Here is a 26,006-nt window from a genome sequence, read left to right as displayed (position 1 = left end):
CCACTTACTCTTGCTTTTGCCAATCCGTAAATGCAATATAGGCCAATAGAATACCCCCGAATAACATGGAAACTTTGAGCAGCAAAGGTGCTACTCCAGGAAGCCTGTCCAGCCAATTTAAAAAGCTAAATTCTAAGCCCAGGATCTCTAGCAAAAAAGTAAGAAATCCGAAAGCAAACAACAAAAACGATATAATTTTTAATACTGTGAGTTTATTCAAGGTTACAGATTTGATAGTTGATAGATTAAAGCTTTAAGCCGGAGATTTTTTCCATTTTTCAGTGATCCATTTTTTATTCAAAACATCTTTGTAAAATACTGATCACCTGCGCATCATGGACTTTTTTATATCCAGTCGCTACTGAAGCTGATGCAGGTCTTGATACGACTTCAAATGTATTAGGGTAATGGTTATTGATATGGGTCCAGGCCCCCATATTTTGCGGTTCTTCCTGAACCCAAATGAGTTTGGCTTTTTTATACTTTTCCAGCAAATTATTCATCTGGGTGACAGCAAAAGGGTAGAGCTGTTCTATTCGGATCAGGGCTATATCTTCCCGCTTATATTCGGTGCGTCTTCTTAATAATTCATAATAGATCTGACCAGTACAGAATAACGCTTTTTTGACTTTCCTGATGGGTAAAGTGTCATCTATGGTTTCCTGAAATCGATGATCTCCAGTCAATGCTGTTATGTCCGATATACAAAGGTTATCCCGCAATAAAGATTTTGGAGACATAATGATGAGCGGTTTTCTAAATGGCAAATAAAGTTGTCGTCTAAGTGCATGAAAAAAATTGGCTGGCGTGGTGATGTTGCAGATATACCAATTACAATCAGCAGATACCTGCAAAAATCGCTCAGGCCTGGCATTGGAATGTTCTGGTCCTTGCCCATCATAGCCATGTGGAAGTAAGAGTACAAGGCCACTCATACGTTGCCATTTAGATTCAGCTGATGCGATAAATTGATCTACCATCGTCTGTGCTCCATTATAAAAATCTCCAAACTGAGCCTCCCAAATGACCAAATGGTCTGGAGACGCTGAGGAATATCCATACTCAAACCCCAGGACCCCAAATTCTGACAACAAGCTATTGTAGATAAAAAATCTACCGGAAGCATTCGGCACTTGTGCCAAACGAGCATATTCAATATTGGTCTCAGCATCATAGATCACTGCATGACGATGCGAGAAGGTGCCCCTTTTGACATCTTGACCACTCAGTCGTACATTTTTGCCTTCCTGTAACAAGGAAGCATAAGCCATCAATTCCGCCAGGGCCCAATCAATTTTACCAAGATTGGTAAGATCTCCATAAGACTTAAATAATCTTTTGATTTGATTTAATACATTGAAATGATCAGGGAGGGTCAATAAATGCTTTAATAATTCATCCGCCGTAGCTTGAGAGATACCGGTAGGAGGAGAGATTTCAAAATCATCAGGATTGTTGGTTTTTTTGAGAGCTTTCCAGGCCAGGTCTGGTTCCTGGTATACATGCGGTAAAGACTTTTGTTTTACCAAATCCAACCGATCCTGCAACACGCCCCAAAATTGTTTTTCCATCTCTTCAGCGAGGTCCTTTTGAACTTCGCCTCTTGATATTAAAAGTTTGATATAAATTTCCCTTGGGTTAGGGTGACCAGTGATGATGTTATACATTTCAGGTTGCGTAAACTTTGGTTCGTCTGACTCATTATGCCCATGTTTGCGATAACACACCATATCTATATATACATCCGTATTGAATTCCTGGCGATAATCTGTAGCCAACTCAGCGACAAACCTCACTGCTTCAGGATCATCTCCATTGACATGAAAGATCGGTGCCTGTATAGTCGTAGCGATACTGGTGCTGTACGTGGACGATCGGGCATCGTCAAAATCAGTGGTAAAACCTATTTGATTATTGATGACGAAATGGATCGTGCCACCTACATAATATCCTCGGAGTTGACTCATTTGAGCAATTTCATATACCATACCTTGTCCTGCGATAGCAGCATCTCCGTGGATCAAAATGGACAATATTTTATCATAATCGCTTTGATACAGCACATCTGCCTTGGCTCTTGCCAGGCCCATCACTACTGGATTGACAGCTTCCAGATGTGAAGGATTGGGAGCGAGCTTTAAATGTACTTTTTTCCCAAGTTTCGTTTCCACCTGGCTTGAATACCCCTGATGATATTTGACATCTCCTGATCCAAAACTCATGTCCGGGACTGCTGTCCCCTCAAACTCATTAAAAATCTGTTCATAAGTCTTTCCAACTACGTTGGCCAAAACATTTAATCTGCCGCGATGAGCCATTCCAATGATTACTTCTTCTACTCCCTGCTCTGCTCCAACTTCAATCATGGTATCGATGGCAGGAATAGTGGTCTCTCCACCTTCAAGTGAAAATCGCTTTTGACCAACATATTTTTTATGCAGGAACTCTTCAAAAATGACTGCTTCATTTAATTTTTCCAATATCCTTTGCTTTTCCGATAGATCCAGGTCATAATCTTCTTTTAAGGCTCTTCTTTCGATGCGATCGCGCAACCACATTCTTTTTTCCTTATTATTGATATGATTGTATTCAAATCCGATATGCCCACAATAAATGGTTTGCATGCGCTCTATGGCTTGTTGTAGCGTGCCACCTGGCAATCCGATTTCTTGTGTCGCCTGAAAAGTTCTGGTTAGATCAGATGCTGTAAGGCCATAGTCTTCGAGTTCAAGATGTGGCTTTCGATCTCTCCTTTTTCTGATAGGATTGGTATCTGAAAGCAGGTGTCCTCTGTCCCGATATCCATGGAGTAAAGCCATTACTTTAAACTCTTTATCTATTCCTTCAGCACTTGCCGAAGCAGTTGTTTGTCCATTTCCAGACCTGTCTGCGAAATCAAAACCCTTAAAGAATGCCTTCCAACCCTCATCCAGGCCCTTTGCGTCAGCTTGGTATTGTTTGTACATAGAATCTATATAATCAGGGTTGGCATTATATATTGCGGAAAAATCTTTCATCATCGTTATGGAATAAGCTTACAAAGTGTAAAAATAGTACCTCTTGAAGAGAGCGGACTCAATTTATTACATATCAAATAAGTGCATGTGTAACATATTGAAAAATAGCGGTCAAGGCTAAAGATTATTATAGTTTAAGACTATTTGCTTATTTCAATGAATAAATCTTATATTTGCGCCCGATTTTAAAACATACTTCATGGCAAATATTAAAGGATCTAAAAAAAGAGCAGAGTTGGCAGAAGGTCGTCGCACTGCAAACCGTTTTAATAAAAAGACTGCTAGGACAGCAATCTCCAGACTAAGGTCACTGACTGATAAAAAAGATGCTGAGACTTTTTTGAAAAAAGTAAACAGTCTTATCGATAGGTTGGCTAAAAAAAACACCTGGCATAAAAATAAAGCATCCAATCTTAAAAGCAATTTGACCAAACATGTTAATGGCTTAAAGTAAATGGATTTTATTTAACGATATACAATTGGTGTATTGAGAAGCTCAGTACACCTTTTTTATTTTTATAAAGAAAAATAGTTCATGTTTTACCAGGCTGTAATTGAATCGATAGAACAAATGACTTCTGATTCGGTCAATATCCGACTGTCAGTGGCACCAGAGTTGAATCCTGGTTTTAAGTACCTTGCAGGGCAATATCTGGTGATTAGAATTCCGTCGCACGATCCGACAGAGCACAGATCATATTCTTTAAGTGAAGCTCCTTCGGAAAACATCCTTCAGATCGGTGTTAAAAGACTTGAAGGAGGTAATATATCTACCTATCTGTGTACGCAAGCCAAAAAAGGTGATGTGGTAGAGCTCATGGCACCGCAGGGAACATTTTTAATTCCGCCATCAAGCAATATAAAAAACATGGTTGCATTTGCGGCTGGTAGTGGTATTACGCCCATTATAGCTATGATCAAGACGGTGCTTTCTTCAGATCAGGATGCTGTGATCACTTTATTTTATGGAAACAAGGATGCAGAAAGCACAATGTATAGGCAGGATCTGGCCAATCTTACAAATCTATACGTAAGCCGGTTTGAATGCATAAATATTTATAGTCAACAAAGGACAGGGCTGGCAGACTTGGAAGGTCGCATTTCGCCTGAAAAAGTTAGTCGATGGAGTCAATACTTGTTTTCCTTAAACAATACTGATCTCTATCTCATTTGTGGACCGGGATCTATGGTTTCAGATCTTGAAAAACACCTGATTGCAACAGGCATAGAAAAATCTAAAATCCTGACCGAGCTTTTTACCAGCCCGGTTGAAGATAATCCTGCTATTGATATTCAAGCAAATGTTCTAAATTCTGACTTTTTAATAAAAGTCAAATTTGAAAAAAAATTGTTTGAGATTAGTGCCCATTCCAATGACAGTGTAATTTTGGATTTAGGTATTAAATCGGGATTGGACTTGCCTTATTCATGTAAAAGTGGTGTTTGTAGCACCTGCCAGGCAAAGCTGATTTCCGGTGAAGTCCGCATGGACAATAACTACGTACTATCTGACAGCGAATTAAAGCAAGGATTTATCCTTACCTGCCAGTCACATGCGCTGACACCAATAGTGGAAGTAGATTATGACATGAAGTAAAAATTTACTTTATTTCAACTTCTCTAATTTACTTTCCTGCTTTCTCTCATTTGTCTCGAGGCCTTCTTAGCTTTGATTGCATAAAATAATAGTAATTTTATACGTTATTAAAATTTAATGTAATGGCCTATTACCGAACCAATGATCCCCGATATTCCAACCAAGGTTATGGGGGTCGAAGCAATTTTAGGTGGGGCGGCCTCATTATAGCGGCCCTCTTTGCTGGAGTAGCGCTCTGCAAGTATTATGGTACTTCTCAAATCAACGAGATTACTGGAGAGAAACAACATATTGGCAATATCACGAAAGAACAAGAAATGTCTCTTGGGGTTCAAAGTGCTCCTTCTATGGCCCAGCAATACGGTGGTTTATACCCTGATGAAAGAGCTCAAGCTTATGTAAAACAGGTAGGGCAACGGATCGTGCAACAGTCTATCGTCAATACATCCGGTTACCAATACGACTTCCACTTATTGGCAGATCCTCAAACCGTCAATGCATTTGCACTGCCCGGAGGACAAGTTTTTATTACGCAAGCTTTGTTTTCGCGCTTGGAAAATGAAGATCAGTTAGCAGGAGTTTTTGGGCACGAGATAGGTCATGTTATCGCACGACATGGGGCTGAAAGAATGCAAAGTGAAGAACTCATACAAGGACTTACCGGGGCAGCCGTGATAGCAGCCGGCGATTACAATTCTGCTCAGGGTATACAGATGATAGCCAATATGGTAGGAATGAAATATGGCCGAGGTCAGGAATTGGAGTCTGATGATCTTGGAGTCAGATTTATGTATGAAGCTGGATATGATCCGAGAGCTTTGATCGATGTCATGCGCATATTGGAAGAAGCATCCCAGGGAGGACAACGACAACCAGAGTTTTTTAGCACACACCCTAGTCCTGAAAATAGAGTCCAAAAAATTAAAGAAGCCATCGATAAATACACACAAGGAAGAAGATTGGATCAGGGCAATGCTACCGCAGAGCCCGCCATTAGACTTAAAGACCCCAATTTTAAATTAGATTGACTTTTAATTACTATGAACAGAAAAGAATTTCTATCAACCTCTATAAAAGCAGTTGCTGTTATGCCACTATTCAATATATTAAACAGTGCCCCTAAACTCGGTGAAGAGATTTTGGGTCATGGAAAATTTAAATATAGAGCACATCGTGCCTGGGGCAATCTGGATCCGGCCTCCGTACCAGTAAAAAATTGCCATGAGATGGTGATGGATGCCAAAGGCCGCCTGATCATGATTACAGATGAAGTAAAGAACAATATCCTGGTGTACGATCAGTCAGGTAAATTATTAGATACCTGGGGGCACACTTATCCTGGCGGGCATGGATTGACCTTATGGAATGCCAATGGGGAAGAGTTTTTGTTCATCTGTGATCCAAATTTGCATCAGGTATTCAAAACTGACCTTAAAGGAAATCAATTACTGATGATCGATCATCCCTCTACTATTGGTGAGTATAAGCAGGAAGATCCATTTAATCCTACTGAAACCGCTATAGGTCCTAATGGAGACATCTATGTAGCAGATGGGTATGGCTCACAATATGTTTTGCAGTACGACAGTCATGGCAGATTTATTCGCAAATTTGGAGGCAAAGGCAATGAAGATGATCAATTTAGTACTGCTCATGGAGTCACCGTTGATTATCGACATGGCCACCCAAGTTTGATCATCACCTCCAGAGGGCACAATTCTTTCAAAAGATTTTCTTTAGATGGCAAGTATATATCAACTATCTTTTTGCCAGGAGCTTATGTCTGCAGACCTGTGATACACGGTGATCATTTGTATGCAGGTGTATGTTGGTCTCGATTAAGGTATTTGGATCAGACACCCAACTCTGGCTTTGTCACCATTCTGGATAAAAACGATAAAGTGGTCTCTAATCCCGGAGGCACCAAGCCCACTTATATCAAAGGCCAGTTGCAACTCATGTTACAAACCAATAGCAGCTTTATGCACTGTCATGATGTCTGTATCGATCAGGATGAGAATATATATGTATGCCAATGGAATGCCAATAAAACTTATCCAATCAAACTGGAGCGGGTTTAGAATATTTTCGGCCAGAATCTACCTACTTTTTGTTTATAATCATTATACTCCGGATACTTAATGAGTAGCAGGGACTCTTCATACTTTGATTTAGAATAAAATAAGAGGATCAAAGCACCCGAAATGGCCAATTTGATCATGCTTTGTTCATACATAGCGTATGCCACAAGGCAAAGTATCAAGCCTGCATAAATAGGATGCCTTGCTAGTTGATATGTGCCATTCTGCACCAGGTAAGCATCTGATTTAGGGGTAGGCCATGGCGTGAGATTGGTTTTGAGTTGAATCAAAGCCATGCAAACAAATATTAGACCTAATATGCTGATAACCAGTGATAAATATATTAACCAGATAGGCAAATGTATATTAAAAGAGTCAAATGGTGATATGGCATAAACCAGAAATAGAATCATTTGAATGCCAACATATAAATAGTCCTGTTTGGATCTTGAAGTCAAAATGATGGATTTATTTTATTTTTTGCTCATTCATCCAATCATGAAATTTTCTCGCATTGGCATTGTGAGCTGCAAGAGTAGCTGCAAAATTGTGTTGGCCGACTGCGCCAGGTTTGGCACAGAAGTAGACATAATCATGATCAGCAGCATCCAGGACGGCGTCAATACTTTCTATGGAGGCGATGGAGATAGGACCTGGCGGAAGCCCATCATTCAGGTAAGTGTTATACGGCGAATTGAATTCCAGATCAGCCAGTTTTACTCTTTGTATTGAAAAAGCTTTTTTTGCAAAAACTACGGTCGGATCTGCCTGTAGACGCATGCCTTTTTTTAATCGGTTGAGATAGACCCCTGCAATGATAGGTTTCTCAGCTTTATTGTTGGTTTCTTTCTCTACGATGCTGGCCATCGTATATACTTCATCCGTCGAAAGGCCTTTAAGTTTGGCTTTGTAGATCCTGTTGTTTTTAGTCCAAAACTTATCAGCTTCCTGTTTCATTTTAATCAAAAAATTTCTGGCCGAAATATTCCAATAGACTTCATAAGTATTCGGAATAAATATATTCATTGCATTGTCCCTGGTGTGCTGGATAGAAGCCAAAAATGATTCACTGTATAAGGTGTCGAGCAGGGTCGCCATATCCGTTTCCAGGTGGTCATCCGCTTTTCGAATGATATCATCCGGTGTTCTGCCTTCGTATATGACTATTTTGACCGGAGTTTGATTACCACTTCGCAATAACCTCACAAGCTCTATATTGCTCATTCCCGGGGTCAGAATGTACCGGCCGGGCTTTACTGATTTATCATTGTAGCCCATTTTTTGGGACAACCATTTAAATCCATTTTCTCTCGCCAGCTGATTATTTTGTTTTAACTGGTATAGAACATCTTCGAAGGTAGATCCGGTCTTTAATTTGAGTTCTTTTTGCTTTAGTTCTTTAAACAGGACAGGGGAGAAGAGTTGATCATAATAATAATAGCCCATGCCAGCTCCAGCAAAGCATATTCCTGCAAGAATCCAAAATATTTTTTTCTTCATATCAGTATTGTTCCTGGTCATTGGGGAAGCTCACTGCCTTGACATCAGCGATATACTGTTGTGTTGCACCCAGCACGGTTTCATAGAGGTCAGCATATCTGCGAAGAAAACGAGGGGAGAACCCTTTATTAATACCCAACATATCATGCGATACCAACACTTGACCATCCGTATCATGACCTGCGCCAATGCCAATCGTCGGAATGGAAATGTTTGCACTGACTTCCTGAGCCAATGCTGCGGGTATTTTTTCCAGCACCAATCCAAAGCAACCTATCGTCTCGAGTAACTTTGCATCGGATTTTAATTTATTTGCTTCCTCTTCATCCTTAGCTCGTACGGTATAGGTCCCAAATTTGTATATCGACTGGGGAGTCAACCCAAGATGTCCCATGACGGGTATCCCGGCGCTTAGGATTCTCTTTATACTTTCTTCTATTTCCTGCCCCCCTTCCAGCTTGACACCATGAGCACCAGATTCTTTCATGATTCTAATGGCGCTTTCTAAGGCCAGCCTTGAGTTGCCTTGATAAGTGCCAAAAGGTAAGTCGACTACTACAAAGGACCTTTTGACTCCCCGGATTACGGATGACGCATGATAAATCATTTGATCGAGCGTGATTGGAAGAGTGGTCTCATGACCAGCCATTACATTCGAAGCAGAGTCACCTACTAATAATATATCCATCCCTGCAGCATCAAAGATTTTCGCCATAGAATAATCATAAGCAGTCAACATGGCAATTTTTTCTTTTCTGGCCTTCATTTCCAGCAATACCTGGGTAGTAATCCTTTTAATTTCTTTGTGTACCGACATGATATTTATTTATTTCTTAGAATTTTAGCGGCCGAAAAGTTACAAGTATAATCTTGAATATTCAGAGCATTCCTTAAATCATATTTGCCAGTATAAATTCTTATTCCGTGTAAATATTATATCGCAATCGTGATTATTAACACATTAAAGAAATTATCATTTATTATTTTTGCCCCATGCAGGCATATCTAGACCTTCTTCAAAAAATCATAAACGAGGGTAGTGTAAAAAATGATCGTACCGGGACTGGCACTAAAAGTTTGTTTGGATACCAGATGAGATTCGACCTGAATGCCGGGTTTCCACTCATGACCACTAAAAAACTTCATATTAAATCGATTATTTATGAATTGCTCTGGTTCTTGAAAGGAGACACCAATATTAACTATTTAAAAGATCATGGAGTGAAGATTTGGGATGAATGGGCTGATGCTCAGGGGGATTTAGGTCCGGTCTATGGTAGGCAATGGCGTAGTTGGCCTGCTCCAGATGGCAGATCGATCGATCAGATCTCACAAGTGGTCCATACGATCAAAAACAATCCCGACTCCCGACGGATGATAGTGAGTGCCTGGAATGTGGCTGAATTGGATGAGATGGCTTTGTGTCCCTGTCATTGCCTTTTTCAGTTTTATGTAGCTGATGGTAAATTGTCTTGCCAGCTTTATCAAAGGTCAGCTGATGTTTTTTTAGGCGTGCCTTTTAATATTGCATCTTACGCTTTGCTTACACATATGATTGCGCAAGTGGTTGGATTACAAGTAGGATATTTTGTACATTCTTTTGGTGATGTTCATTTATATTCAAATCACCTGGATCAAGCCAAAGAACAATTGGCTCGCATACCACGTAAACTCCCCTTATTAAAGATCTCTCCATCAGCTAAAGATATTTTTAACTTCAATTTTGACGATTTTGAATTTATAGATTATTCACCATATGCAACTATAAAAGCTCCGGTAGCAGTGTAGCGCTAAGTATAAAGCCAGAATGAACGAATTTTTAAAGACTTGAAATATAATAAAGAATGAGATACTTTAGGGACCGAAATGATTTTGAGAAAAAGCGGAAAATGTCTGCCTCAGGAAAGAAAACAGACCGATTCTATTTAGATAGTGTCTAAATAGAAAAAACAATCTAAAAGAAATCTTAAAATCAGATCGCCATTTTCTATTTTTGCGTCGCTATATCAACCATATAAGCTTAATATTATAATATAAGTTTTCATGATATATAAAATATTCAGATTTAGTAGTTTATTTTTTGTTTTATCACTAAGTCTCCTCACGACCACCTGGTCTCAGGGTAATCCTGATGAAGGTAAAACCTTGTTTGCTAATAATTGTGCTGCCTGTCATGCAAAAGACATGAAGACCAGGGCTACAGGGCCAGCTTTAGCAGGATTCAATGATCGATGGGCAGACTTTCCGGAGGCAGATTTAAGTGCATGGATTCGTAATTCTCAGGCTTTAGTTGCCAAAGGCCATCCAAGGGCTCAGGCACTCTGGAAAGAATGGGGTCCAACTGTCATGACTGCATTCCCCAATTTGACCGATGATCAAATTTTATCAATAGAGGCATATATAAAAGGTGTAGCTGCAGGTACCTATGGCGTTGCAGCCGCAGCCCCGGTAGTTGCAGTCACGACGGATACAAAGCCTCAGGGGTTGAGCTGGATTTGGTACGCTTTATTAGGCGTATTGGTTTTTATGGCCGCTATTCTCAGTAGATTGATTGGCGGACTCAATCGTCTTAGTAAAGTTCAAGCTGGTGAAGTGCCTGTAGAACCTAAGAGTTTTTGGGAATTTCTGACCAGTAAGGGCATGATCACCACTTTAATCATCCTGGGAGTAGTTTTAGCTGGCTATACTACGGTAAAGAACGGAATTGGCTTTGGTCGGCAGCAAAACTATCAACCTGACCAGCCTATCAAGTTTTCTCATACCACGCACGCCGGGCTGAATAAAATTGATTGCTAATACTGCCATGATGGAGCCCGCAGAAGCAAACATTCTGTCATTCCGGCCATGAATACCTGTATGAATTGCCATAAAGCGATTACCAAGGGTAGTACTTATGGTACCTCAGAGTTGAGTAAAATATTTGCCTCTGTAGGATTTAACCCAAATACTAATCAATATATACCAAACTATGATCAACTCCCTGAGAAAGACATCGAAGGGATATTTAAAAAATGGATTGGCGATAACTACCTCGTAGACAATAATATAAAGGCTATTGACCGGGATGGGGAAAGAGTGATGAATGAGCAGTGGAATGAAATTAAGTCCAGTCTTACCAGTTCGACCAAACCTAAAATACAAGGTCCGGTAGAATGGATTCGAATCCACAGCCTGCCTGATCATGTATATTTTAACCATGCACAACATGTAACTGTAGGCGGAATTGAGTGCCAACAATGTCATGGAAAAGTAGAGACCATGGATGTCGTGAGGCAATATGCTACTTTATCTATGGGTTGGTGTGTAAATTGTCACCGAGAAACTGAGGTGAAAAGCTTCAGCACAAACAACTATTATCTTGGTCAATACGAGAAATATCATGACGCTTTAAAAAATGGCACGATGAAAAAAGTGACCGTTGAAGACATTGGCGGATTAGAGTGTCAAAAGTGCCATTATTAATATATTACAAATTAGAGATAAATTTTTGAATCAATTCAGTATGAGCGACAAATTAGAAGGAATCTGGATAGGAGAAAAAGATCTTAACTCAGATATAGATTACCTCAAACAAGCCGACGAAAAATCTCGAATTAGACCTGATGAGACTACACCGTCAGAGGACTCACCAGAGCATCAGTCCAACCGACGGGACTTTCTTAAATATATGGGATTTGGACTGGGAGCCGCTACTTTGGCAGCCAGTTGTAAGACACCCATACGAAAAGCCTTGCCATATTTGGTCAAACCAGATAGCATCGTACCCGGGATTGCAAATTATTACGCTTCTTCATATGTAAATGGTGGCGATTATTGCAGCATCCTGGTCAAAACCAGAGAAGGACGCCCCATCAAAATTGAAGGCAATTCACTTTCTAATATATCCTTTGGAGGTACCTCCGCGCGTGCCCAGGCATTGGTGCTGTCATTATATGATACTCACCGTATCCAGGGTCCAATGATCAAAGGAGAAAATAAATGGGAATCTGCTTCGTGGGATGTATTGGATGAGAAGATTGGAAAAGAAATATTACCTGCCTCCAAAGTCAGAATACTTTCTAATACGATATTGTCTCCGACCACTAAAAAAGTAATCGGAGAGTTTAAATCTAAATATCCAAATACGGAAGTGATCAGTTATGATCCTATTTCCTCTGCGGCCTTGTTAATCGCCAATGAAACCAATTTTGGCATAAAAGCTATCCCATCTTACCGTTTTGACGAAGCAAAGGTCATTGTAAGCTTCAATGCTGATTTTCTGGGCACATGGATTTCACCTATCGAATATGCTCACCAATATATCAAAGGAAGAAAAATAAGTGAGGTCGCTGGGGCCAAGATGTCCCGCCATTTTCAAGTAGAAAGTCATATGTCACTGACAGGGTCCAATGCGGATAATCGTATACTGATAAGACCTTCTGAACAAGGAGCTGCTATTGCATTTTTATACAATGCACTGGCTTCGAAAAGTGGTGGTGCTACCTTGACCAGTCCGCCTCTAAATGAAAAAGCTGCCGGCTCCCTTGCCAAAGTAGCCGACCAACTGCTAGCCAACAAAGGTGCCTCTTTAGTTGTGTCAAGTTCCAATAATGTTGCTGAACAAATTATCGTCAATAGAATCAACCAACTTTTAGAGAATTACGGTAAGACACTAGATATTACCACTCCTTCTTACCAAAGACAAGGGGATGAAAAAGCCCTTGAAAAGTTAATAGCAGACATGGATGCAGGGAGTATAGATGTCCTCATCGTTTTGGACAATGCCAATCCAGCCTATGATTATCCGGGAGCTGACAAATTTGTAGCTGCTGTTTCAAAAGTAAAATCTAGAATTTCTTTTGCTGGATCATTAAATGAGACAGGTGATCTGTGCAATATGATTGCGCCGAATCATCATCTCCTGGAATCCTGGGGTGATGCGGAGCCTAAAAAAGGTCAGTTGTCATTGATTCAACCAACCATAGCTCCTCTATTCAATACCCGGCAGGCTGAAGTATCCTTATTGAAGTGGGCTGACAGCAATACAGTAAACCTAAAGGCAGAATCACCTTATTATGATTATTTGAGGCACGTTTGGTTGAATTCATATTTGCTCAATGATTCATGGGATCAAGCTTTACATAATGGCGTTTTTGTAGAGGAGAGTACGACTGAATCAGGTGCCGTCTCGATACCTGCTATTGATTTAAGTAATCTGAAAGTAACTCAACCAGTCAATGCCGAAAACGAAATTGAGTTTTTTGAAACTGTAAATATTGGAGCAGGCCAACATGCCAACAACCCATGGTTGCAAGAAATGGCTGACCCGGTGACCCGATGTGTTTGGGGTAATTATTTGGCAGTGCCGGTGGCTTTCAATGGCGTCAATAAGTTTGTCGGTGCTTTTGACTTGTCCAATGGTGATGTAGTCAAATTGGGTATAGGAAATGGGATTATTGAGACAGAGACTATTCAACAGTTTGGCCAAATGCCGGGTACCATGGCTATAGGGTTAGGCTACGGTCGCAAAGTGGCTGGCCCTGCAGGAAAAAATATTGGTACCAATGTTTTTTCTTATTGTCAAATAGTAGATGGTTTGATCCAGTACTTTAATACCGTAGCTGCTGCTCCTGTCAAGTTGAGTTCTAATGAAAGGCTTGCTTGTGTACAATATCATCATACCATGGGAGTAGAAGATATTGATAAGAAGACCGGTACAAAAATCAATGCTGATGAAGCTGCTACAGTATTTTTTACCTATTTCGGCTTAGCTAAGCAAGGTTTTCAAGGCTCTTTAGTAGATCGATCTGTCATTAGACGCGCTAACCTTAGTGATTTGGAGAAATTTGCAGGTGAACTTAAAGAAGAGCGCAAAGAATTCCAGCATCTCAATGATCAGACACTTTATCCTGATTATTCAGAGTTTTATGAGAAAGGTCTTCAGTGGCATATGCACATAGATCTCAATTCTTGTATAGGTTGTGGTGCCTGTGCTGTAGCCTGTATGGCTGAAAACAATGTCCCCGTAGTGGGTAAAAAAGAAGTCAGCCGACATCATGAAATGACCTGGCTTAGAGTAGATCGATACTATTATGGTGATGCTCACAATCCTAATGTAGTGTTTCAACCACTGATGTGTCAGCATTGTCATAATGCTCCTTGCGAAAATGTATGTCCTGTCAATGCTACCAACCACAATAGTGAGGGGATCAACCAGATGGTTTACAATCGTTGTGTAGGTACCAGATACTGTGCCAACAACTGTCCTTATAAGGTTCGTCGATTTAATTGGTTAGACTATATGAAAGCTGACCTATGGCCTATTAATGAACCTTCTATCACTGAAGGCGAAGAGTCTCCTTTTATGACAGACAATTTGACGAGGATGGTTCTTAATCCAGATGTCACTGTGAGGGCAAGGGGAGTTATTGAAAAATGTTCTTTCTGTACTCAAAGAATCCAGGAAGGTAAATTGACAGCAAAAAAAGAAAATCGCACATTGGTAGATACCGATGTAAAGACAGCTTGCCAATCAGCATGTCCTACAGGTGCAATTACTTTTGGGAACATTAATAATAAAGCTTCTAATGTTCATGGAAAGGTGGCTCATCCGCTTAATTATCAAGCGTTGGAGGAGATAAACACCAGACCTTCGGTTACATATATGTCCAAGATTACAAACCGCGATGAAGCCATTGAAGCATGAAATTGAATATTTTTTTAACTATTAGTGATTTAACGAATAAAATATGAGCGCAATAGTTTCTCCGATCCGGGAACCATTAATACGCGGAAGCAAGACTTACCATCAGATCACAGAAGATTTGTGTGCTGCTACTGAAAGAGCGCCAAGCTTGGCATGGATTCTTGCTTTTGGTGCTGCCACAACTGCCCTGAGCATTGGTATGTTTTGTATCATTTGGACTATTTGGGTAGGTATCGGAAGTTGGAATCTCAATCGAACTATTGGATGGGGATGGGATATTACCAACTTTGTATGGTGGATCGGTATCGGACACGCTGGTACACTGATCTCTGCCATCCTTTTGTTATTTAGACAAAAATGGCGTACAGGGGTAAATCGTGCAGCAGAGGCTATGACCATATTTGCTGTTATTTGTGCCGCTTTGTTTCCAGGTATCCACGTTGGTAGAATGTGGGTAGTTTATTTCTTTTTCCCTTATCCAAATACGAGAGGACCGCTTTGGCCCAATTTTAATTCGCCTTTGTTATGGGACTTGTTCGCTATTTCTACATATTTCTCCGTATCGCTCCTTTTCTGGTATACAGGTTTGGTTCCGGACTTTGCTACGGTGAGGGACAGAGCCAAAGGTGTTCGTAAAAAATTATACAACTTTCTGTCATTTGGATGGACCGGTTCAGCCAAACATTGGCAAAGATGGGAGGCGCTTTCTTTGGTTCTTGCTGGTATCTCAACCCCACTAGTGCTTTCAGTTCACACTATAGTAAGTTTTGACTTTGCAACTTCAGTGATTCCAGGATGGCACACTACCATTTTTCCGCCTTACTTTGTCGCTGGAGCTATTTTCTCGGGATTTGCGATGGTCCAGACTTTGATGCTTATCACCCGAAAAGTCTTAAAGTTAGAAGATTACATCACCGTGGAACATATTGAATCCATGAATAAAGTCATACTGCTCACAGGTACTATTGTGGGGGTGGCCTATCTTACAGAGTTGTTTATAGCTTGGTATTCCGGATACGTTTACGAGCAATTTGCTTTCTTTAATAGAGCTTTGGGGCCTTATTGGTGGGCCTACTTTGGCATGATGGCTTGCAATGTGCTTTCGCCCCAATTATTTTGGTCCAAAAAAATCAGAAGAAGTATTTATTGGACCTTTCTCATGTCAATTTTCGTCAATATTGGTATGTGGTTTGAGCGATTTGTAATTATAGCTACCACGCTTGCAAGAGATTATTTGCCTTCAAGCTGGAGTTTATATTCTCCAAGTTGGGTTGAGATCGGAATTTTCATAGGCACCCTGGGAATATTTTTTACTTTCTATTTGATTTTTGTGCGATTAGCTCCCGTGGTTGCTATCGCAGAAGTGAAACATATCCTAAAGGTTGCTGGTGATCAATACGTGGATAAAAATAATGCTGCAGCTAAAGAAGCAGCACTACATCCGCCGGTACACCATGAAGAACATGCAGCGCATCATTGATAAAATTTAAATTTAACTGATCTTATGTCCAATCATAAAGAAGTAATATACGGTTTATACAACGACGAGGAAGATTTGTTGAAAGCGGTAAAAAAAGCCAATTCAATGGATCTTTCTATCATGGATGTTTTTACCCCTTTTCCGGTGCATGGCTTGGATTCGGCCTTACACCTGTCTGAGTCACGACTTCATCAGGGCGGATTTGTATATGGTTTGTTGGGTTTATTGACCGCCTTTTTAGGAATGACCTGGATTTTTACCAAGGATTGGCCGATAATTTTTGGTGGTAAGCCATATTGGTCGGTTCCTGCTTTTATACCCATTACCTTCGAAATGACGGTATTATTTGCTGCCTGGGGTATGACCATCACTTTCTATATTATTTGTGGCCTCGGCCCTGGTATTTCTAATGAAGTTTTAGACGACCGAATTACTGATGATAAGTTTTGTATCGCATTCAATAAATCTAATATTGATCCTTCTAAAGTAAATGAGTTTTTTAGAACTACAGGAGCCGCCGAGGTTAATTCTAAAGTAATGTAATCTATGAGTAAGAAAAATTTTATTTATTTGGGTTTTATCTGCTCTCTGATGTGGTGGGGTAGTGCTTGTTCTACTGCTGGAGGCAATAAGACTGGCCATGAATTCATGCCTGATATGGTGCATCCTATTGGATATGAAGCCAACTTTTATGATTTTTATTATTTTAACCGGTGGGGGACTGAAGCTGAATATAAAAAATATGCTACACCCAGACTTCCAGTTAAGGGAACGATAGCAAGAGGTATGGTCGGCGATGCTTCCTCTTCCCTGGGTATGCCTGCCAACGGTTCGGTACCATATTATTATGCGGACACTGAAGATGACCGTGTGCGAGCTTCAAAAGATATTACTACCAGTCCAATACCCATTACGGAAGCCGGTCTGGCTTCTGGTAAATTACTGTATAATATCAATTGTGCTATTTGTCATGGCGAGAAAGGAGATGGTGCCGGATATCTTGCGCGGGATGGAAGCAAATACCCTGTAGCTCCGGCTAATTTTAAACAAGATACTTTTTATCATTCCTCTAATGGCAGATTTTACCATGCTATTATGTTCGGTAGAAACTTAATGGGGAGTTATGCTGACAAGCTTTCTTATCAAGAGCGTTGGCAGGTAATTCAGTATATCCGCTCACTTCAGGCAAAAGACAAAAAACTTCAGTACGACGAGACGGCAAATTCCTTTAATTCAGATATCCCGTTTGCAAAATGGGCACCTCAACCATCCGGTGAGGCAGGAAAGGCTATGCAAGAACACGAAATGACCCCTAAAGAATCACTACCCAAACATTGATAATTTAATTATTTGACATGGCAGATCAGCATCATATGACATCGACAGATATACATGCTCAAAAGTTCGAATTGAGCTCTACGGCACGGACAGTATTATTATCCACACTTGGTGTAGGATTGTTGTGTCTTATATTTATTTATTTTAAGGATGACCAGTTTCACACCCGGTTTTGGACTTCTATTTTACATAATTCCATTTTCTTCACAGGGATAGCTTTATTTGCACTTTTTAAATACGCAGTATCTGTTGTTGCACTTGGGGGTTGGGTAGTAGCATTCAAAAGAATTTGGGAAGCTTATGCGCAATTTTTATTGATTGGATTGGTTTTATTGCTCATTCTTGCTGGCGGACTTTACATGGGCTATCACCACTTGTATCATTGGAATGACCTTGGAGTTCGTACATCGGACAAAGTCATCATTGGTAAATCAGGTTTTTTGAATAAAAACTTTTTTACTTTATTTACCATTGTCGTTATGGGCGTTTGGATATTCCTCGCTAAGAAGATCAGATCTATATCGCTCGATGAAGATGTAAATGGCAATGCCAGTTTCAGTCATCATGTGCAACTAAGAAAATATTCATCCATAGCTCTTCCAGTGATCGGATTTACAAGTGCAGCATTCATTTGGCTTTGGATCATGTCTTTGGATGCTCATTGGTATAGCACTATGTTTGCCTGGTATAGTTCGGCTTCTTTATTTGTGGCCATGATGGCTTTGACCATTGGCATCATTATCTATATGAAGTCATTGGGTTATCTTGAAGAAGTCACCACGGAACATTTACATGACTTGGCCAAATTCGTTTTCGCCTTCTCTATATTCTGGACCTATCTCTGGTTTTCACAATATATGTTGATCTGGTATAGTAATGTTGGTGAGGAGACGATATATTTCCGACAAAGGTTTGATCACTACAAAGTGTTGTATTATGGCAATCTCGTCTTAAACTTTGTTTTGCCTTTCCTTTTATTTATGAGAAATGATACCAAAAGAAAGGTTGGAACCTTGATCTTTGTTTCAATGCTTGTATTTTTTGGACATTGGTTGGACTTCTTTCAAATGACCAAGCCCGGTCCTTTACATACCGCTCATGAAATAATGGCTGAGAGAAGCTCAATAGGGGAACTACAAACTTTGGAGACGAAGCCGATGGAGGTTCATCAGGCTGAAACTAAAGCCTCTGCAGAAATGACCACTCCATCAGGTGAGAAAGCAGCTGAATCTACTCACGAATCAACTTCTGCCTCAGAACATTCGACCACAGAAAATGTACATGGAGAAGAAATGCATGAGACCGGACATGAAGCCTCCTCTGATTATACACCTGGTTTTACCATACCTGGATTACTTGATATAGGAGTTTTGCTGGGCTTTCTGGCTGGATTTTTATTGTTTGTATTTAAAGAAATAGGTAAGGCTCCATTGCAGGCTAAAAATGACCCATATTATGCAGAAAGCTTACATCACCATGTGCAATAACCTTATAAATATTTGATATAAAAAATTAATATGACCGCAATCATAATCATCGGCATCCTCGCTTTACTAGCCATCGTGGTAGTACAGATCGGCAAACTTAGTGATCTGCGCAGTAAAATCATGGGCGAAGAAGATATCAATTATCAGAACTATGATATAACTGGGAAGTTATTATTATTTTTCATGATAGGTTTTCTGATATTTTGTGTGGTATCTGCTTATCATTATAAAAATTGGATGCTTGGCTATGGACCACATGAATCTGCCTCTATACATGGCCATAGTATTGACGGTATGTTCAATACGACCTTGATCTATACCGGCATTGTGTTTTTTGTCACTCAGATTTTATTATTTTGGTATGCTTTTAAATACAGAAGTCAAAGAGGTTCTAAAGCTATTTACTTTCCTGGCAGCACCAAATTAGAATTGATTTGGTCTATTGTGCCCTCTATTGTTTTGGTCATATTAGTAGCCAGAGGCTTGATTGCCTGGAATGATATCATGGCGGATACCAAAGCTGAAGATAATGCCATCGAGATTGAAGCTACTGCATTTCAGTTTGCTTGGAATATTCGGTATGCGGGAAATGATGGGGTTATAGGTACTAAAAATTATAAAAAAATAACTCCTCTAAATGCTTTAGGTCAGGATTTTAACGATATTAAAAATCTCGATGATTTCAATGCAGATGAAATAGTGTTGCCTGTAGGCAGGAAAGTCAGAGTGCGCATCATAGCGAAGGATGTATTGCATAATTTCTATTTGCCTCAATTTAGAGTAAAAATGGATGCGGTACCTGGATTGCCAACTTTTTTCGTTTTTACGCCTACAACTACGACGGAAGAATATCGTGAGCGTCTTAGAAAATATAAAGAGTATCTAGCTCCATCTGATCCATTGGATCCAACGAGTGAGCCACTTTGGAAGGCCTTTAATTATGAGTTGGCTTGTGCCGAATTGTGTGGTAAAGGACATTATTCGATGAGGCGTTTGGTAAAGATTGTTTCTGAACAAGAATATGAATCCTGGAAAGCCAATCAAAAATCAACTTACCTCACTAATATCAGAAACACTGATGAGGATCCATTCAAAGGGCAAGTATTGGACATTGAAGTTAAATCGCGCCGAGATGCTTTTTTTGGCCAGGTTGATAAAATATTGAAAACAGATAGTCTTGTTGGAAAGCAAACTATCAAGTTGGAGCATATCCAATTTGAGACTGGCAGTGATAAGTTAACACCAGATTCAAAATACGAATTGGATAATCTTATTGAGCTTATGGTCAATAACAGCGGTGTGACCTTAGAAGTAGCAGGACATACGGACAATACCGGTGACGCCGGATCTAACTTGGATCTATCCAACAAAAGAGCATTGGCTGTCAAAGATTATATGATAAACAGAGGAGTAGATGGTGCCAGATTAAAGGCAACCGGATACGGTCAATCTAAACCTATCGATTCGAATGACACCCCAGAAGGTAGACAAAATAATAGAAGGACAGAGTTTAAAATTTTAACGAAATAACTTAAAATAATCTTCAACCAACATGGCAGAAGTATTAGAACAAACCCCAAGCTTACCGGATGTAGATAAGCTGATCAAAGAAAATGGTTTTGATGATCATTTTCATGAGCATCATGAGGGAGATAAATACCAATCTGGATTTATCAGTAAGTACATATTCAGCATGGATCACAAGATCATCGCCAGGCAATTTTTGATCACTGGTATGGTGTGGGCTGTGATTGGAGGACTTATGTCATTGATATTCCGATTACAATTGGGATTTCCCGAAGAGAATTATGCATGGTTAAAACCTATTATTGGTAAATGGATTACCATCAACGATGCAGGATTTGGCAGTATCTCTCCACAGTTTTATTATGCCATGGTGACTATGCACGGAACTATTATCGTGTTCTTTGTATTGACAGCAGGTCTCAGTGGAACTTTTAGTAATCTGTTGATTCCATTACAGGTTGGGGCCAGAGATATGGCTTCGCCATTTTTAAATATGCTGTCTTATTGGTTTTTCTTTATGTCCAGTATCGTGATGTTATTATCACTTTTTTTAAGTACTGGGCCATTTTCAGGCGGTTGGACTGCTTATCCCCCTTTGAGTGCACTCCCGCAAGCATCGGACGGCTCAGGGACTGGTATGACGATGTGGCTGGTCAGTTTGACCTTGTTTGTGGTCTCGGTTTTGCTGGGAGGTATCAATTATATCACTACAGTATTAAACCTCAGGACTAAAGGAATGACTATGTGGAAGATGCCTATGACTATTTGGGCGTTTTTTACTACTGCCATACTAGGACTATTGTCATTTCCAGTACTAGTATCAGGATTTTTGTTGTTGTTTTTCGACAGAGGATTAGGTACAAGTTTTTATTTGAGTGAGATTTTTGTAGGAGGACAAGCTTTGGACTTTGCTGGGGGAAGCCCAATTTTATATCAGCATTTATTTTGGTTTTTAGGGCATCCTGAAGTGTACATCATCATACTTCCTGCAATGGGTATTGTATCAGAAGTGCTTTCTGTACACAGTCGCAGACCCATTTTTGGATATCGGTTTATGGTATATTCTATCCTGGCGATTGGATTTTTATCTTTTATAGTCTGGGCCCATCATATGTTTATGTCGGGAGTCAATCCTTTTATCTCTAATTTCTTTGTTGTATTTACTTTGATTATTGCTGTGCCATCTGCTGTGAAGGTTTTTAATTGGATGACCACTTTGTATGGGGGTAATATTCGACTTAATACACCGGCTTTATTTGGGATAGGATTTGTGAGTATGTTTATCTCTGGTGGATTGACAGGTATATTTCTTGGAAATTCGGCTATTGATGTTCAACAGCACGATACTTATTTTGTGGTGGCGCATTTTCACATCGTGATGGGTGTAGCAGCTATGTTTGGTATGTTTGCTGGTGTATATCATTGGTTCCCTAAGATGTACGGCAGATTTATGAATGAAACACTTGGCAAATTACATTTCTGGGGTACCATGATCGGAGCATATGCTATTTTTTGGCCAATGCACTATATTGGTATTGCTGGGGTGCCGAGACGGTATTATAGATTTGACACCTTTCAGGCATTCAATCAGTTTTCGGAGTTAAATAAATTTATGACCGTTGCAGCCATTGTAGTATTTGCTTGTCAATTAGTATTCATCGTAAACTTTTTTTATTCTATCTGGAAAGGTAAAAAGGCTACCTCGAGAAATCCATATCAGGCCAACACTTTAGAATGGACTACCGAGACTATCGTACCGGTGCATGGCAACTGGACTGGAAATATTCCAACTGTCCATAGATGGCCTTATGATTATAATAAAGACGAAAGAGAATATATACCGCAGTATGTACCAATGTCTCCTGATGAGAAAGATGAATCACATTAATAAACTTCGGAATTTTTGCTAAAGATGATCTCAGGCACTAATCAATATTCTTTTCAACAACACTTGAATGCCTTTTTGGCCAAGGTGGATGACTTGAAACAGTTGGTCAAGTTCAACCTGACATTATTTGTAGTGCTCAGCTCCGTAGTCGGATACTTACTTGCCTTAAAGGGGCCTTTCATTTGGTATCAGTTGGTCTTTCTTGTACTAGGAGGTTTTTTTATTACAGGGGCTGCAAATACATTGAATCAGATACTTGAGAGGGAATATGATGCCTTGATGGTTAGAACAGCACGCCGTCCTCTGCCAGCAGGAAGGATGGAGGTCACTGAGGCTATTTTATGGGCTGGAGTAATGGGAGTAAGTGGTATACTTCTGCTGGCCATGTTTAATCTATTTACTGCTTTATTAGGAGCAGCTTCCCTGATTATCTATGCCTTTATTTATACTCCATTAAAACGCATTACCCCATTGTCGGTTGCAGTAGGAGCTATCCCAGGCGCTTTGCCAGCGGTGATAGGTTGTATTGCTCTGGAAGGTAAGTTGACTCTTTTATCAATTACTTTGTTTGGCATTCAGTTTTTCTGGCAGTTTCCGCATTTTTGGTCTATTGGCTGGTTGGGTTTTGATGAGTACAAAAAGGCAGGTTTCAATATCATGCCGTTACCTTCTAAAGAACGTGATCCAAGTATAGGCATGTACAGCATGTTATATGCATTATTTTTGATCCCAATAAGCTTAATGTTTGTTTTGTCTCCTGATGTTAGTGTTTGGGCTATAGCTGGACTTTGTTTTGGAGCTTTAGGTTTTTCATATGCAGGATGGGGTTTGTTTAAATTTAATGACCAGGTACATGCCCGAAGACTGCTTTTTGCTTCATTGATATACTTGCCTTTTATTCAAATTATTTTATTGATTGACAAATGGCTATAGCACAGGTGAGTAATAATAATCGATTCGGAATTCATCCACAGAAATTTGCGTTGTGGGCTGCATTCGCCAGCATTGCGATGATGTTTGCGGCTTTGACCAGCGCTTATGTAGTGAGAAGGGGTGCGGGGAATTGGCTCGAATATCAAATTCCAAAAATATTTTTTGTCAGTACAATAGTCCTCTTAGGTTCAAGCCTTTCCTTACATAGATCGTATACTTCGTTTTTGGCTGGTAAAGAAAAGGAATATAAGCTACTTCTTGTGGCCACCTTTATATTGGGCTTGGTTTTTTGTAGTCTTCAATATGTGGGTTGGAGTACCCTACATGCACACGGCATCGAGGTGAGCGGTAACCCTTCCGGATCTTTTTTTTATGTAATCTCCGGTTTGCATGTTGCTCATGTACTGGGTGGCATAGTAGCATTGATCATGGCATTGATTCATGCATTTATGCTGCCATTTAAAGTGACTGAACTTCGCCGCCATCGATTTGAATTAGTATGTCACTATTGGCATTTTGTAGATATACTCTGGATATATTTATTATCATTTATGATCATTCAACAATAATTAAATAATATTTCATGTCAACCAATACAATGACCGAAAATATTCATACAGATCATGCGCAAGATGATCAGAATCTATGGGGTGGAGGCAAAGAGCCTTTTAAGGCGAGTTATGGAAAGCTGATGATGTGGTATTTTTTGATTTCAGATGCTTTTACTTTTTCTGGTTTTTTGATAGCCTATGGAGCTTTAAGATTTAGTATGCCTACCTGGCCGTTGCCAGATCATGTATTTGAATCGATACCCTTCTATGAGGGCAAAGCTCCCTTGATATTCGTGACTTTTATGACTTTTGTATTGATCATAAGCTCTGTTACCATGGTGCGTGCAGTGCAGGAAGGCCATCGGGAGAATCGTAATGGAGTGGTATTTTGGATGATTCTTACTATCATTGGGGGAGCAACTTTCCTTGGATGCCAGGCCTGGGAGTGGACGACACTGATCGTGAAAGAGAATGTCAAGCTCACTAAAAACCCATTCAGCCGACACATGGAAGATGGGGTCTATCTCAATGAAGATGGCACCGTAGCTATGCTGGACGGCAAAGAGGAGACGATTAAAAAGGGGGATTCCTATTTAATTCACAAACATGGAGAAGAATTTAGTTTACGTAAATATCGGGTTACAGATGGTCCGGACAAAGGAAAAGTAAAGCAGTTATCTTTTGGGCCTAAGGCATTTGGCGCCCTATTCTTTTTCATAACCGGTTTTCACGGTTTTCACGTTTTTTCTGGAGTATTATTTTTGGCTATTATCGCCATCAATGCTGCCAGTGGAGTATACGCAGCACGTAAAAATGGTTATGAAATGGTGGAAAAAATAGGATTGTACTGGCACTTTGTGGATTTAGTATGGGTATTTGTATTCCTTGTTTTCTATCTATTATAACCAACTTTTTAGATATTCATCTTCAATAAAAAAAACTTCAAAATATATCGATATGTCAGGTCATTTAACATATGAAGAAAGTAAACTCGTGGTATTTAAAGGATTGCGATTATTGGCCGTCATCACTTTGCTGGAGGTATTCATTGCCTTGATAGGCAACGGTCATATTATCAATGGGTTTCACCTTGCCAAATGGATTATGTATCCGCTGATGATTAGTCTGAGTTTGTATAAAGCATATTTTATCATTTATGAATTTATGCATATGAAGTATGAAGTGAAAACGCTGGCTATGGCTGTATTGCTCCCCATGACACTTTTAATCTGGGCCATGATCGCCTTCTTTAGTGAAGGAAATCACTGGTTCAATGATCGTAATTATGTGAGGACTGCTGATAAAATCGAAGTCAAAGAATCTATCACACCTCAAGGGGAACATAAAGAACCTGTCCTTGAGATTCAGGATGTACATTAATCAATTTAACCCTTAGAGTGAATAGGAAAGCAACGCCATCCATCATTATTACACTATTCATTCTGTTGGCGCTGCCGACGATTTCGTTGTATTATTCTTTCAAAGGAGCTTCGCTCAGAAAAATAGCGATGCAGGAGCTGGCTGTTAAAGGTGAGCTCCCAACTCAGTTGGCATCTTTTATTCATTCGGAAGCTTCTCTAAGATTGATTGGAAGTGTTTGCCCGGATACCTTCGCTGTTAAATCGCTTATAGAGCAGTTTTTACCTGAAAAAATGCTTTTTGTATTTGTCAACGATTCTGCTTTTTATTCAAGGTATGATCCTGCAACATCTGAAAAGTGGGTTGCTACCGGAAAGGTCAAACTTGTCAATTCAATTTCCAATTCTGACAGCTTCCTCTCAACGCCATGCAGTTTTATTTTGACGGATGACAAAAATCAGATCTTACATACTTATGATTTTCGTGAATCTTTGCAGCAGACCAGGCTGGTAGAACATGTTGCCTTGTTAGTCACTAAGAAGTAAGCTTAGGGCCTGCCGTAT

General features: G+C 39.9%; 22 protein-coding genes and 1 pseudogene. 18 read left to right on the top strand and 5 right to left on the bottom strand.

The window, feature by feature from the left end:
• Nucleotides 1–4 precede the first annotated feature (4 nt).
• Together IPJ09_05135 and IPJ09_05130 are read right to left on the bottom strand one after the other, a co-directional pair.
• Entirely contained in the window at nucleotides 5–220 is a 216-nt protein-coding gene (locus IPJ09_05135; protein ID MBK7370815.1) for a hypothetical protein, read from the bottom strand.
• Nucleotides 221–293: 73 nt separating this feature from the next.
• Nucleotides 294–3,017 (bottom strand): 2-oxoglutarate dehydrogenase E1 component, encoded by a 2,724-nt coding sequence (locus tag IPJ09_05130; GenBank protein MBK7370814.1) that lies wholly within the window; start codon nucleotides 3,015–3,017, stop codon nucleotides 294–296.
• A gap of 199 nt (nucleotides 3,018–3,216) precedes the next feature.
• On the opposite strand from IPJ09_05130, the gene rpsT reads away from it, so the two are divergent.
• The 4 genes from rpsT (at nucleotide 3,217) to IPJ09_05110 (ending at nucleotide 6,695) form a co-directional block, all read left to right on the top strand.
• The gene (rpsT, locus tag IPJ09_05125; protein MBK7370813.1) at nucleotides 3,217–3,471 is read left to right on the top strand and encodes a 30S ribosomal protein S20; all 255 of its coding nucleotides are present in this window, start codon (nucleotides 3,217–3,219) and stop codon (nucleotides 3,469–3,471) included.
• Nucleotides 3,472–3,552: 81 nt separating this feature from the next.
• Nucleotides 3,553–4,614, top strand: a complete 1,062-nt coding sequence (locus IPJ09_05120) for a 2Fe-2S iron-sulfur cluster binding domain-containing protein (GenBank protein MBK7370812.1) — start codon at nucleotides 3,553–3,555, stop codon at nucleotides 4,612–4,614.
• Between the two features lie 122 nt (nucleotides 4,615–4,736).
• Nucleotides 4,737–5,642 carry a M48 family metallopeptidase gene (locus IPJ09_05115; GenBank protein MBK7370811.1) on the top strand — a complete coding sequence of 302 codons (906 nt, stop codon included), beginning with the start codon at nucleotides 4,737–4,739 and terminating at the stop codon, nucleotides 5,640–5,642.
• Between the two features lie 12 nt (nucleotides 5,643–5,654).
• Nucleotides 5,655–6,695 carry a 6-bladed beta-propeller gene (locus IPJ09_05110; protein ID MBK7370810.1) on the top strand — a complete coding sequence of 347 codons (1,041 nt, stop codon included), beginning with the start codon at nucleotides 5,655–5,657 and terminating at the stop codon, nucleotides 6,693–6,695.
• Here IPJ09_05110 and IPJ09_05105 read toward each other — a convergent pair.
• From IPJ09_05105 to panB, 3 genes are read right to left on the bottom strand one after another with little or no spacing between them, the layout of a single operon-like run.
• Nucleotides 6,692–7,108: an isoprenylcysteine carboxylmethyltransferase family protein gene (locus tag IPJ09_05105; protein ID MBK7370809.1), complete on the bottom strand. Its 417-nt coding sequence runs from the start codon at nucleotides 7,106–7,108 to the stop codon at nucleotides 6,692–6,694. The two genes, IPJ09_05110 and IPJ09_05105, sit on opposite strands and share 4 nt — an antisense overlap.
• A gap of 55 nt (nucleotides 7,109–7,163) precedes the next feature.
• Nucleotides 7,164–8,195 (bottom strand): endolytic transglycosylase MltG, encoded by a 1,032-nt coding sequence (gene mltG / locus IPJ09_05100; protein MBK7370808.1) that lies wholly within the window; start codon nucleotides 8,193–8,195, stop codon nucleotides 7,164–7,166.
• Nucleotide 8,196: 1 nt separating this feature from the next.
• Nucleotides 8,197–9,012 (bottom strand): 3-methyl-2-oxobutanoate hydroxymethyltransferase, encoded by an 816-nt coding sequence (gene panB / locus IPJ09_05095; GenBank protein MBK7370807.1) that lies wholly within the window; start codon nucleotides 9,010–9,012, stop codon nucleotides 8,197–8,199.
• A 176-nt stretch (nucleotides 9,013–9,188) separates the two neighbouring features.
• On the opposite strand from panB, the gene IPJ09_05090 reads away from it, so the two are divergent.
• The 14 genes and pseudogenes from IPJ09_05090 (at nucleotide 9,189) to IPJ09_05025 (ending at nucleotide 25,988) form a co-directional block, all read left to right on the top strand.
• Complete coding sequence (locus IPJ09_05090; protein ID MBK7370806.1) at nucleotides 9,189–9,983, top strand: thymidylate synthase; 795 nt, start codon at nucleotides 9,189–9,191, stop codon at nucleotides 9,981–9,983.
• A gap of 255 nt (nucleotides 9,984–10,238) precedes the next feature.
• A pseudogene (locus IPJ09_05085) lies at nucleotides 10,239–11,657 on the top strand (c-type cytochrome).
• Between the two features lie 40 nt (nucleotides 11,658–11,697).
• Nucleotides 11,698–14,880 (top strand): 4Fe-4S dicluster domain-containing protein, encoded by a 3,183-nt coding sequence (locus IPJ09_05080; protein MBK7370805.1) that lies wholly within the window; start codon nucleotides 11,698–11,700, stop codon nucleotides 14,878–14,880.
• Nucleotides 14,881–14,923: 43 nt separating this feature from the next.
• Complete coding sequence (gene nrfD, locus IPJ09_05075; protein MBK7370804.1) at nucleotides 14,924–16,360, top strand: polysulfide reductase NrfD; 1,437 nt, start codon at nucleotides 14,924–14,926, stop codon at nucleotides 16,358–16,360.
• Between the two features lie 24 nt (nucleotides 16,361–16,384).
• Nucleotides 16,385–16,903 (top strand): DUF3341 domain-containing protein, encoded by a 519-nt coding sequence (locus IPJ09_05070; protein MBK7370803.1) that lies wholly within the window; start codon nucleotides 16,385–16,387, stop codon nucleotides 16,901–16,903.
• A 3-nt stretch (nucleotides 16,904–16,906) separates the two neighbouring features.
• Entirely contained in the window at nucleotides 16,907–17,698 is a 792-nt protein-coding gene (locus tag IPJ09_05065) for a cytochrome c (GenBank protein ID MBK7370802.1), read from the top strand.
• 71 nt (nucleotides 17,699–17,769) lie between these two features.
• Nucleotides 17,770–19,185, top strand: a complete 1,416-nt coding sequence (locus IPJ09_05060) for a hypothetical protein (protein MBK7370801.1) — start codon at nucleotides 17,770–17,772, stop codon at nucleotides 19,183–19,185.
• Between the two features lie 30 nt (nucleotides 19,186–19,215).
• Entirely contained in the window at nucleotides 19,216–20,715 is a 1,500-nt protein-coding gene (locus IPJ09_05055; protein MBK7370800.1) for an OmpA family protein, read from the top strand.
• A 22-nt stretch (nucleotides 20,716–20,737) separates the two neighbouring features.
• Nucleotides 20,738–22,600, top strand: coding sequence for a cbb3-type cytochrome c oxidase subunit I (locus tag IPJ09_05050; protein ID MBK7370799.1), 1,863 nt, complete (start codon nucleotides 20,738–20,740; stop codon nucleotides 22,598–22,600).
• 15 nt (nucleotides 22,601–22,615) lie between these two features.
• The gene (cyoE, locus tag IPJ09_05045; protein ID MBK7370798.1) at nucleotides 22,616–23,533 is read left to right on the top strand and encodes a protoheme IX farnesyltransferase; all 918 of its coding nucleotides are present in this window, start codon (nucleotides 22,616–22,618) and stop codon (nucleotides 23,531–23,533) included.
• Nucleotides 23,524–24,102, top strand: a complete 579-nt coding sequence (locus IPJ09_05040) for a cytochrome c oxidase subunit 3 (protein MBK7370797.1) — start codon at nucleotides 23,524–23,526, stop codon at nucleotides 24,100–24,102. Before cyoE ends, IPJ09_05040 begins: the two co-directional genes overlap by 10 nt.
• Nucleotides 24,103–24,224: 122 nt before the next feature.
• The gene (locus IPJ09_05035) at nucleotides 24,225–24,989 is read left to right on the top strand and encodes a cytochrome c oxidase subunit 3 (GenBank protein MBK7370796.1); all 765 of its coding nucleotides are present in this window, start codon (nucleotides 24,225–24,227) and stop codon (nucleotides 24,987–24,989) included.
• Between the two features lie 52 nt (nucleotides 24,990–25,041).
• Nucleotides 25,042–25,464 carry a cytochrome C oxidase subunit IV family protein gene (locus IPJ09_05030; GenBank protein MBK7370795.1) on the top strand — a complete coding sequence of 141 codons (423 nt, stop codon included), beginning with the start codon at nucleotides 25,042–25,044 and terminating at the stop codon, nucleotides 25,462–25,464.
• Between the two features lie 17 nt (nucleotides 25,465–25,481).
• On the top strand, nucleotides 25,482–25,988 hold the full coding sequence (locus IPJ09_05025) for a hypothetical protein (GenBank protein MBK7370794.1): 507 nt from the start codon (nucleotides 25,482–25,484) through the stop codon (nucleotides 25,986–25,988).
• Nucleotides 25,989–26,006 lie beyond the last annotated feature (18 nt).

It is taken from the genome of Saprospiraceae bacterium (assembly GCA_016709995.1).
Lineage (GTDB): Bacteria > Bacteroidota > Bacteroidia > Chitinophagales > Saprospiraceae > JADJLQ01.
The sequence above is the reverse complement of the archived record's forward strand: the minus strand, read 5'-3'. Positions and strand labels throughout refer to the sequence as shown.

Excerpts from the sequence above, each read along its gene's own strand:
- IPJ09_05130 (MBK7370814.1), bottom strand. The coding sequence starts at position 3,017 with ATGAAAGATTTTTCCGCAATATATAATGCCAACCCTGATTATATAGAT.
- rpsT (MBK7370813.1), top strand. The coding sequence starts at position 3,217 with ATGGCAAATATTAAAGGATCTAAAAAAAGAGCAGAGTTGGCAGAAGGT.
- IPJ09_05120 (MBK7370812.1), top strand. The coding sequence starts at position 3,553 with ATGTTTTACCAGGCTGTAATTGAATCGATAGAACAAATGACTTCTGAT.
- IPJ09_05115 (MBK7370811.1), top strand. The coding sequence starts at position 4,737 with ATGGCCTATTACCGAACCAATGATCCCCGATATTCCAACCAAGGTTAT.
- IPJ09_05110 (MBK7370810.1), top strand. The coding sequence starts at position 5,655 with ATGAACAGAAAAGAATTTCTATCAACCTCTATAAAAGCAGTTGCTGTT.
- IPJ09_05105 (MBK7370809.1), bottom strand. The coding sequence starts at position 7,108 with ATGATTCTATTTCTGGTTTATGCCATATCACCATTTGACTCTTTTAAT.
- mltG (MBK7370808.1), bottom strand. The coding sequence starts at position 8,195 with ATGAAGAAAAAAATATTTTGGATTCTTGCAGGAATATGCTTTGCTGGA.
- panB (MBK7370807.1), bottom strand. The coding sequence starts at position 9,012 with ATGTCGGTACACAAAGAAATTAAAAGGATTACTACCCAGGTATTGCTG.
- IPJ09_05090 (MBK7370806.1), top strand. The coding sequence starts at position 9,189 with ATGCAGGCATATCTAGACCTTCTTCAAAAAATCATAAACGAGGGTAGT.
- IPJ09_05080 (MBK7370805.1), top strand. The coding sequence starts at position 11,698 with ATGAGCGACAAATTAGAAGGAATCTGGATAGGAGAAAAAGATCTTAAC.
- nrfD (MBK7370804.1), top strand. The coding sequence starts at position 14,924 with ATGAGCGCAATAGTTTCTCCGATCCGGGAACCATTAATACGCGGAAGC.
- IPJ09_05070 (MBK7370803.1), top strand. The coding sequence starts at position 16,385 with ATGTCCAATCATAAAGAAGTAATATACGGTTTATACAACGACGAGGAA.
- IPJ09_05065 (MBK7370802.1), top strand. The coding sequence starts at position 16,907 with ATGAGTAAGAAAAATTTTATTTATTTGGGTTTTATCTGCTCTCTGATG.
- IPJ09_05055 (MBK7370800.1), top strand. The coding sequence starts at position 19,216 with ATGACCGCAATCATAATCATCGGCATCCTCGCTTTACTAGCCATCGTG.
- IPJ09_05050 (MBK7370799.1), top strand. The coding sequence starts at position 20,738 with ATGGCAGAAGTATTAGAACAAACCCCAAGCTTACCGGATGTAGATAAG.
- IPJ09_05040 (MBK7370797.1), top strand. The coding sequence starts at position 23,524 with ATGGCTATAGCACAGGTGAGTAATAATAATCGATTCGGAATTCATCCA.
- IPJ09_05035 (MBK7370796.1), top strand. The coding sequence starts at position 24,225 with ATGATGTGGTATTTTTTGATTTCAGATGCTTTTACTTTTTCTGGTTTT.
- IPJ09_05030 (MBK7370795.1), top strand. The coding sequence starts at position 25,042 with ATGTCAGGTCATTTAACATATGAAGAAAGTAAACTCGTGGTATTTAAA.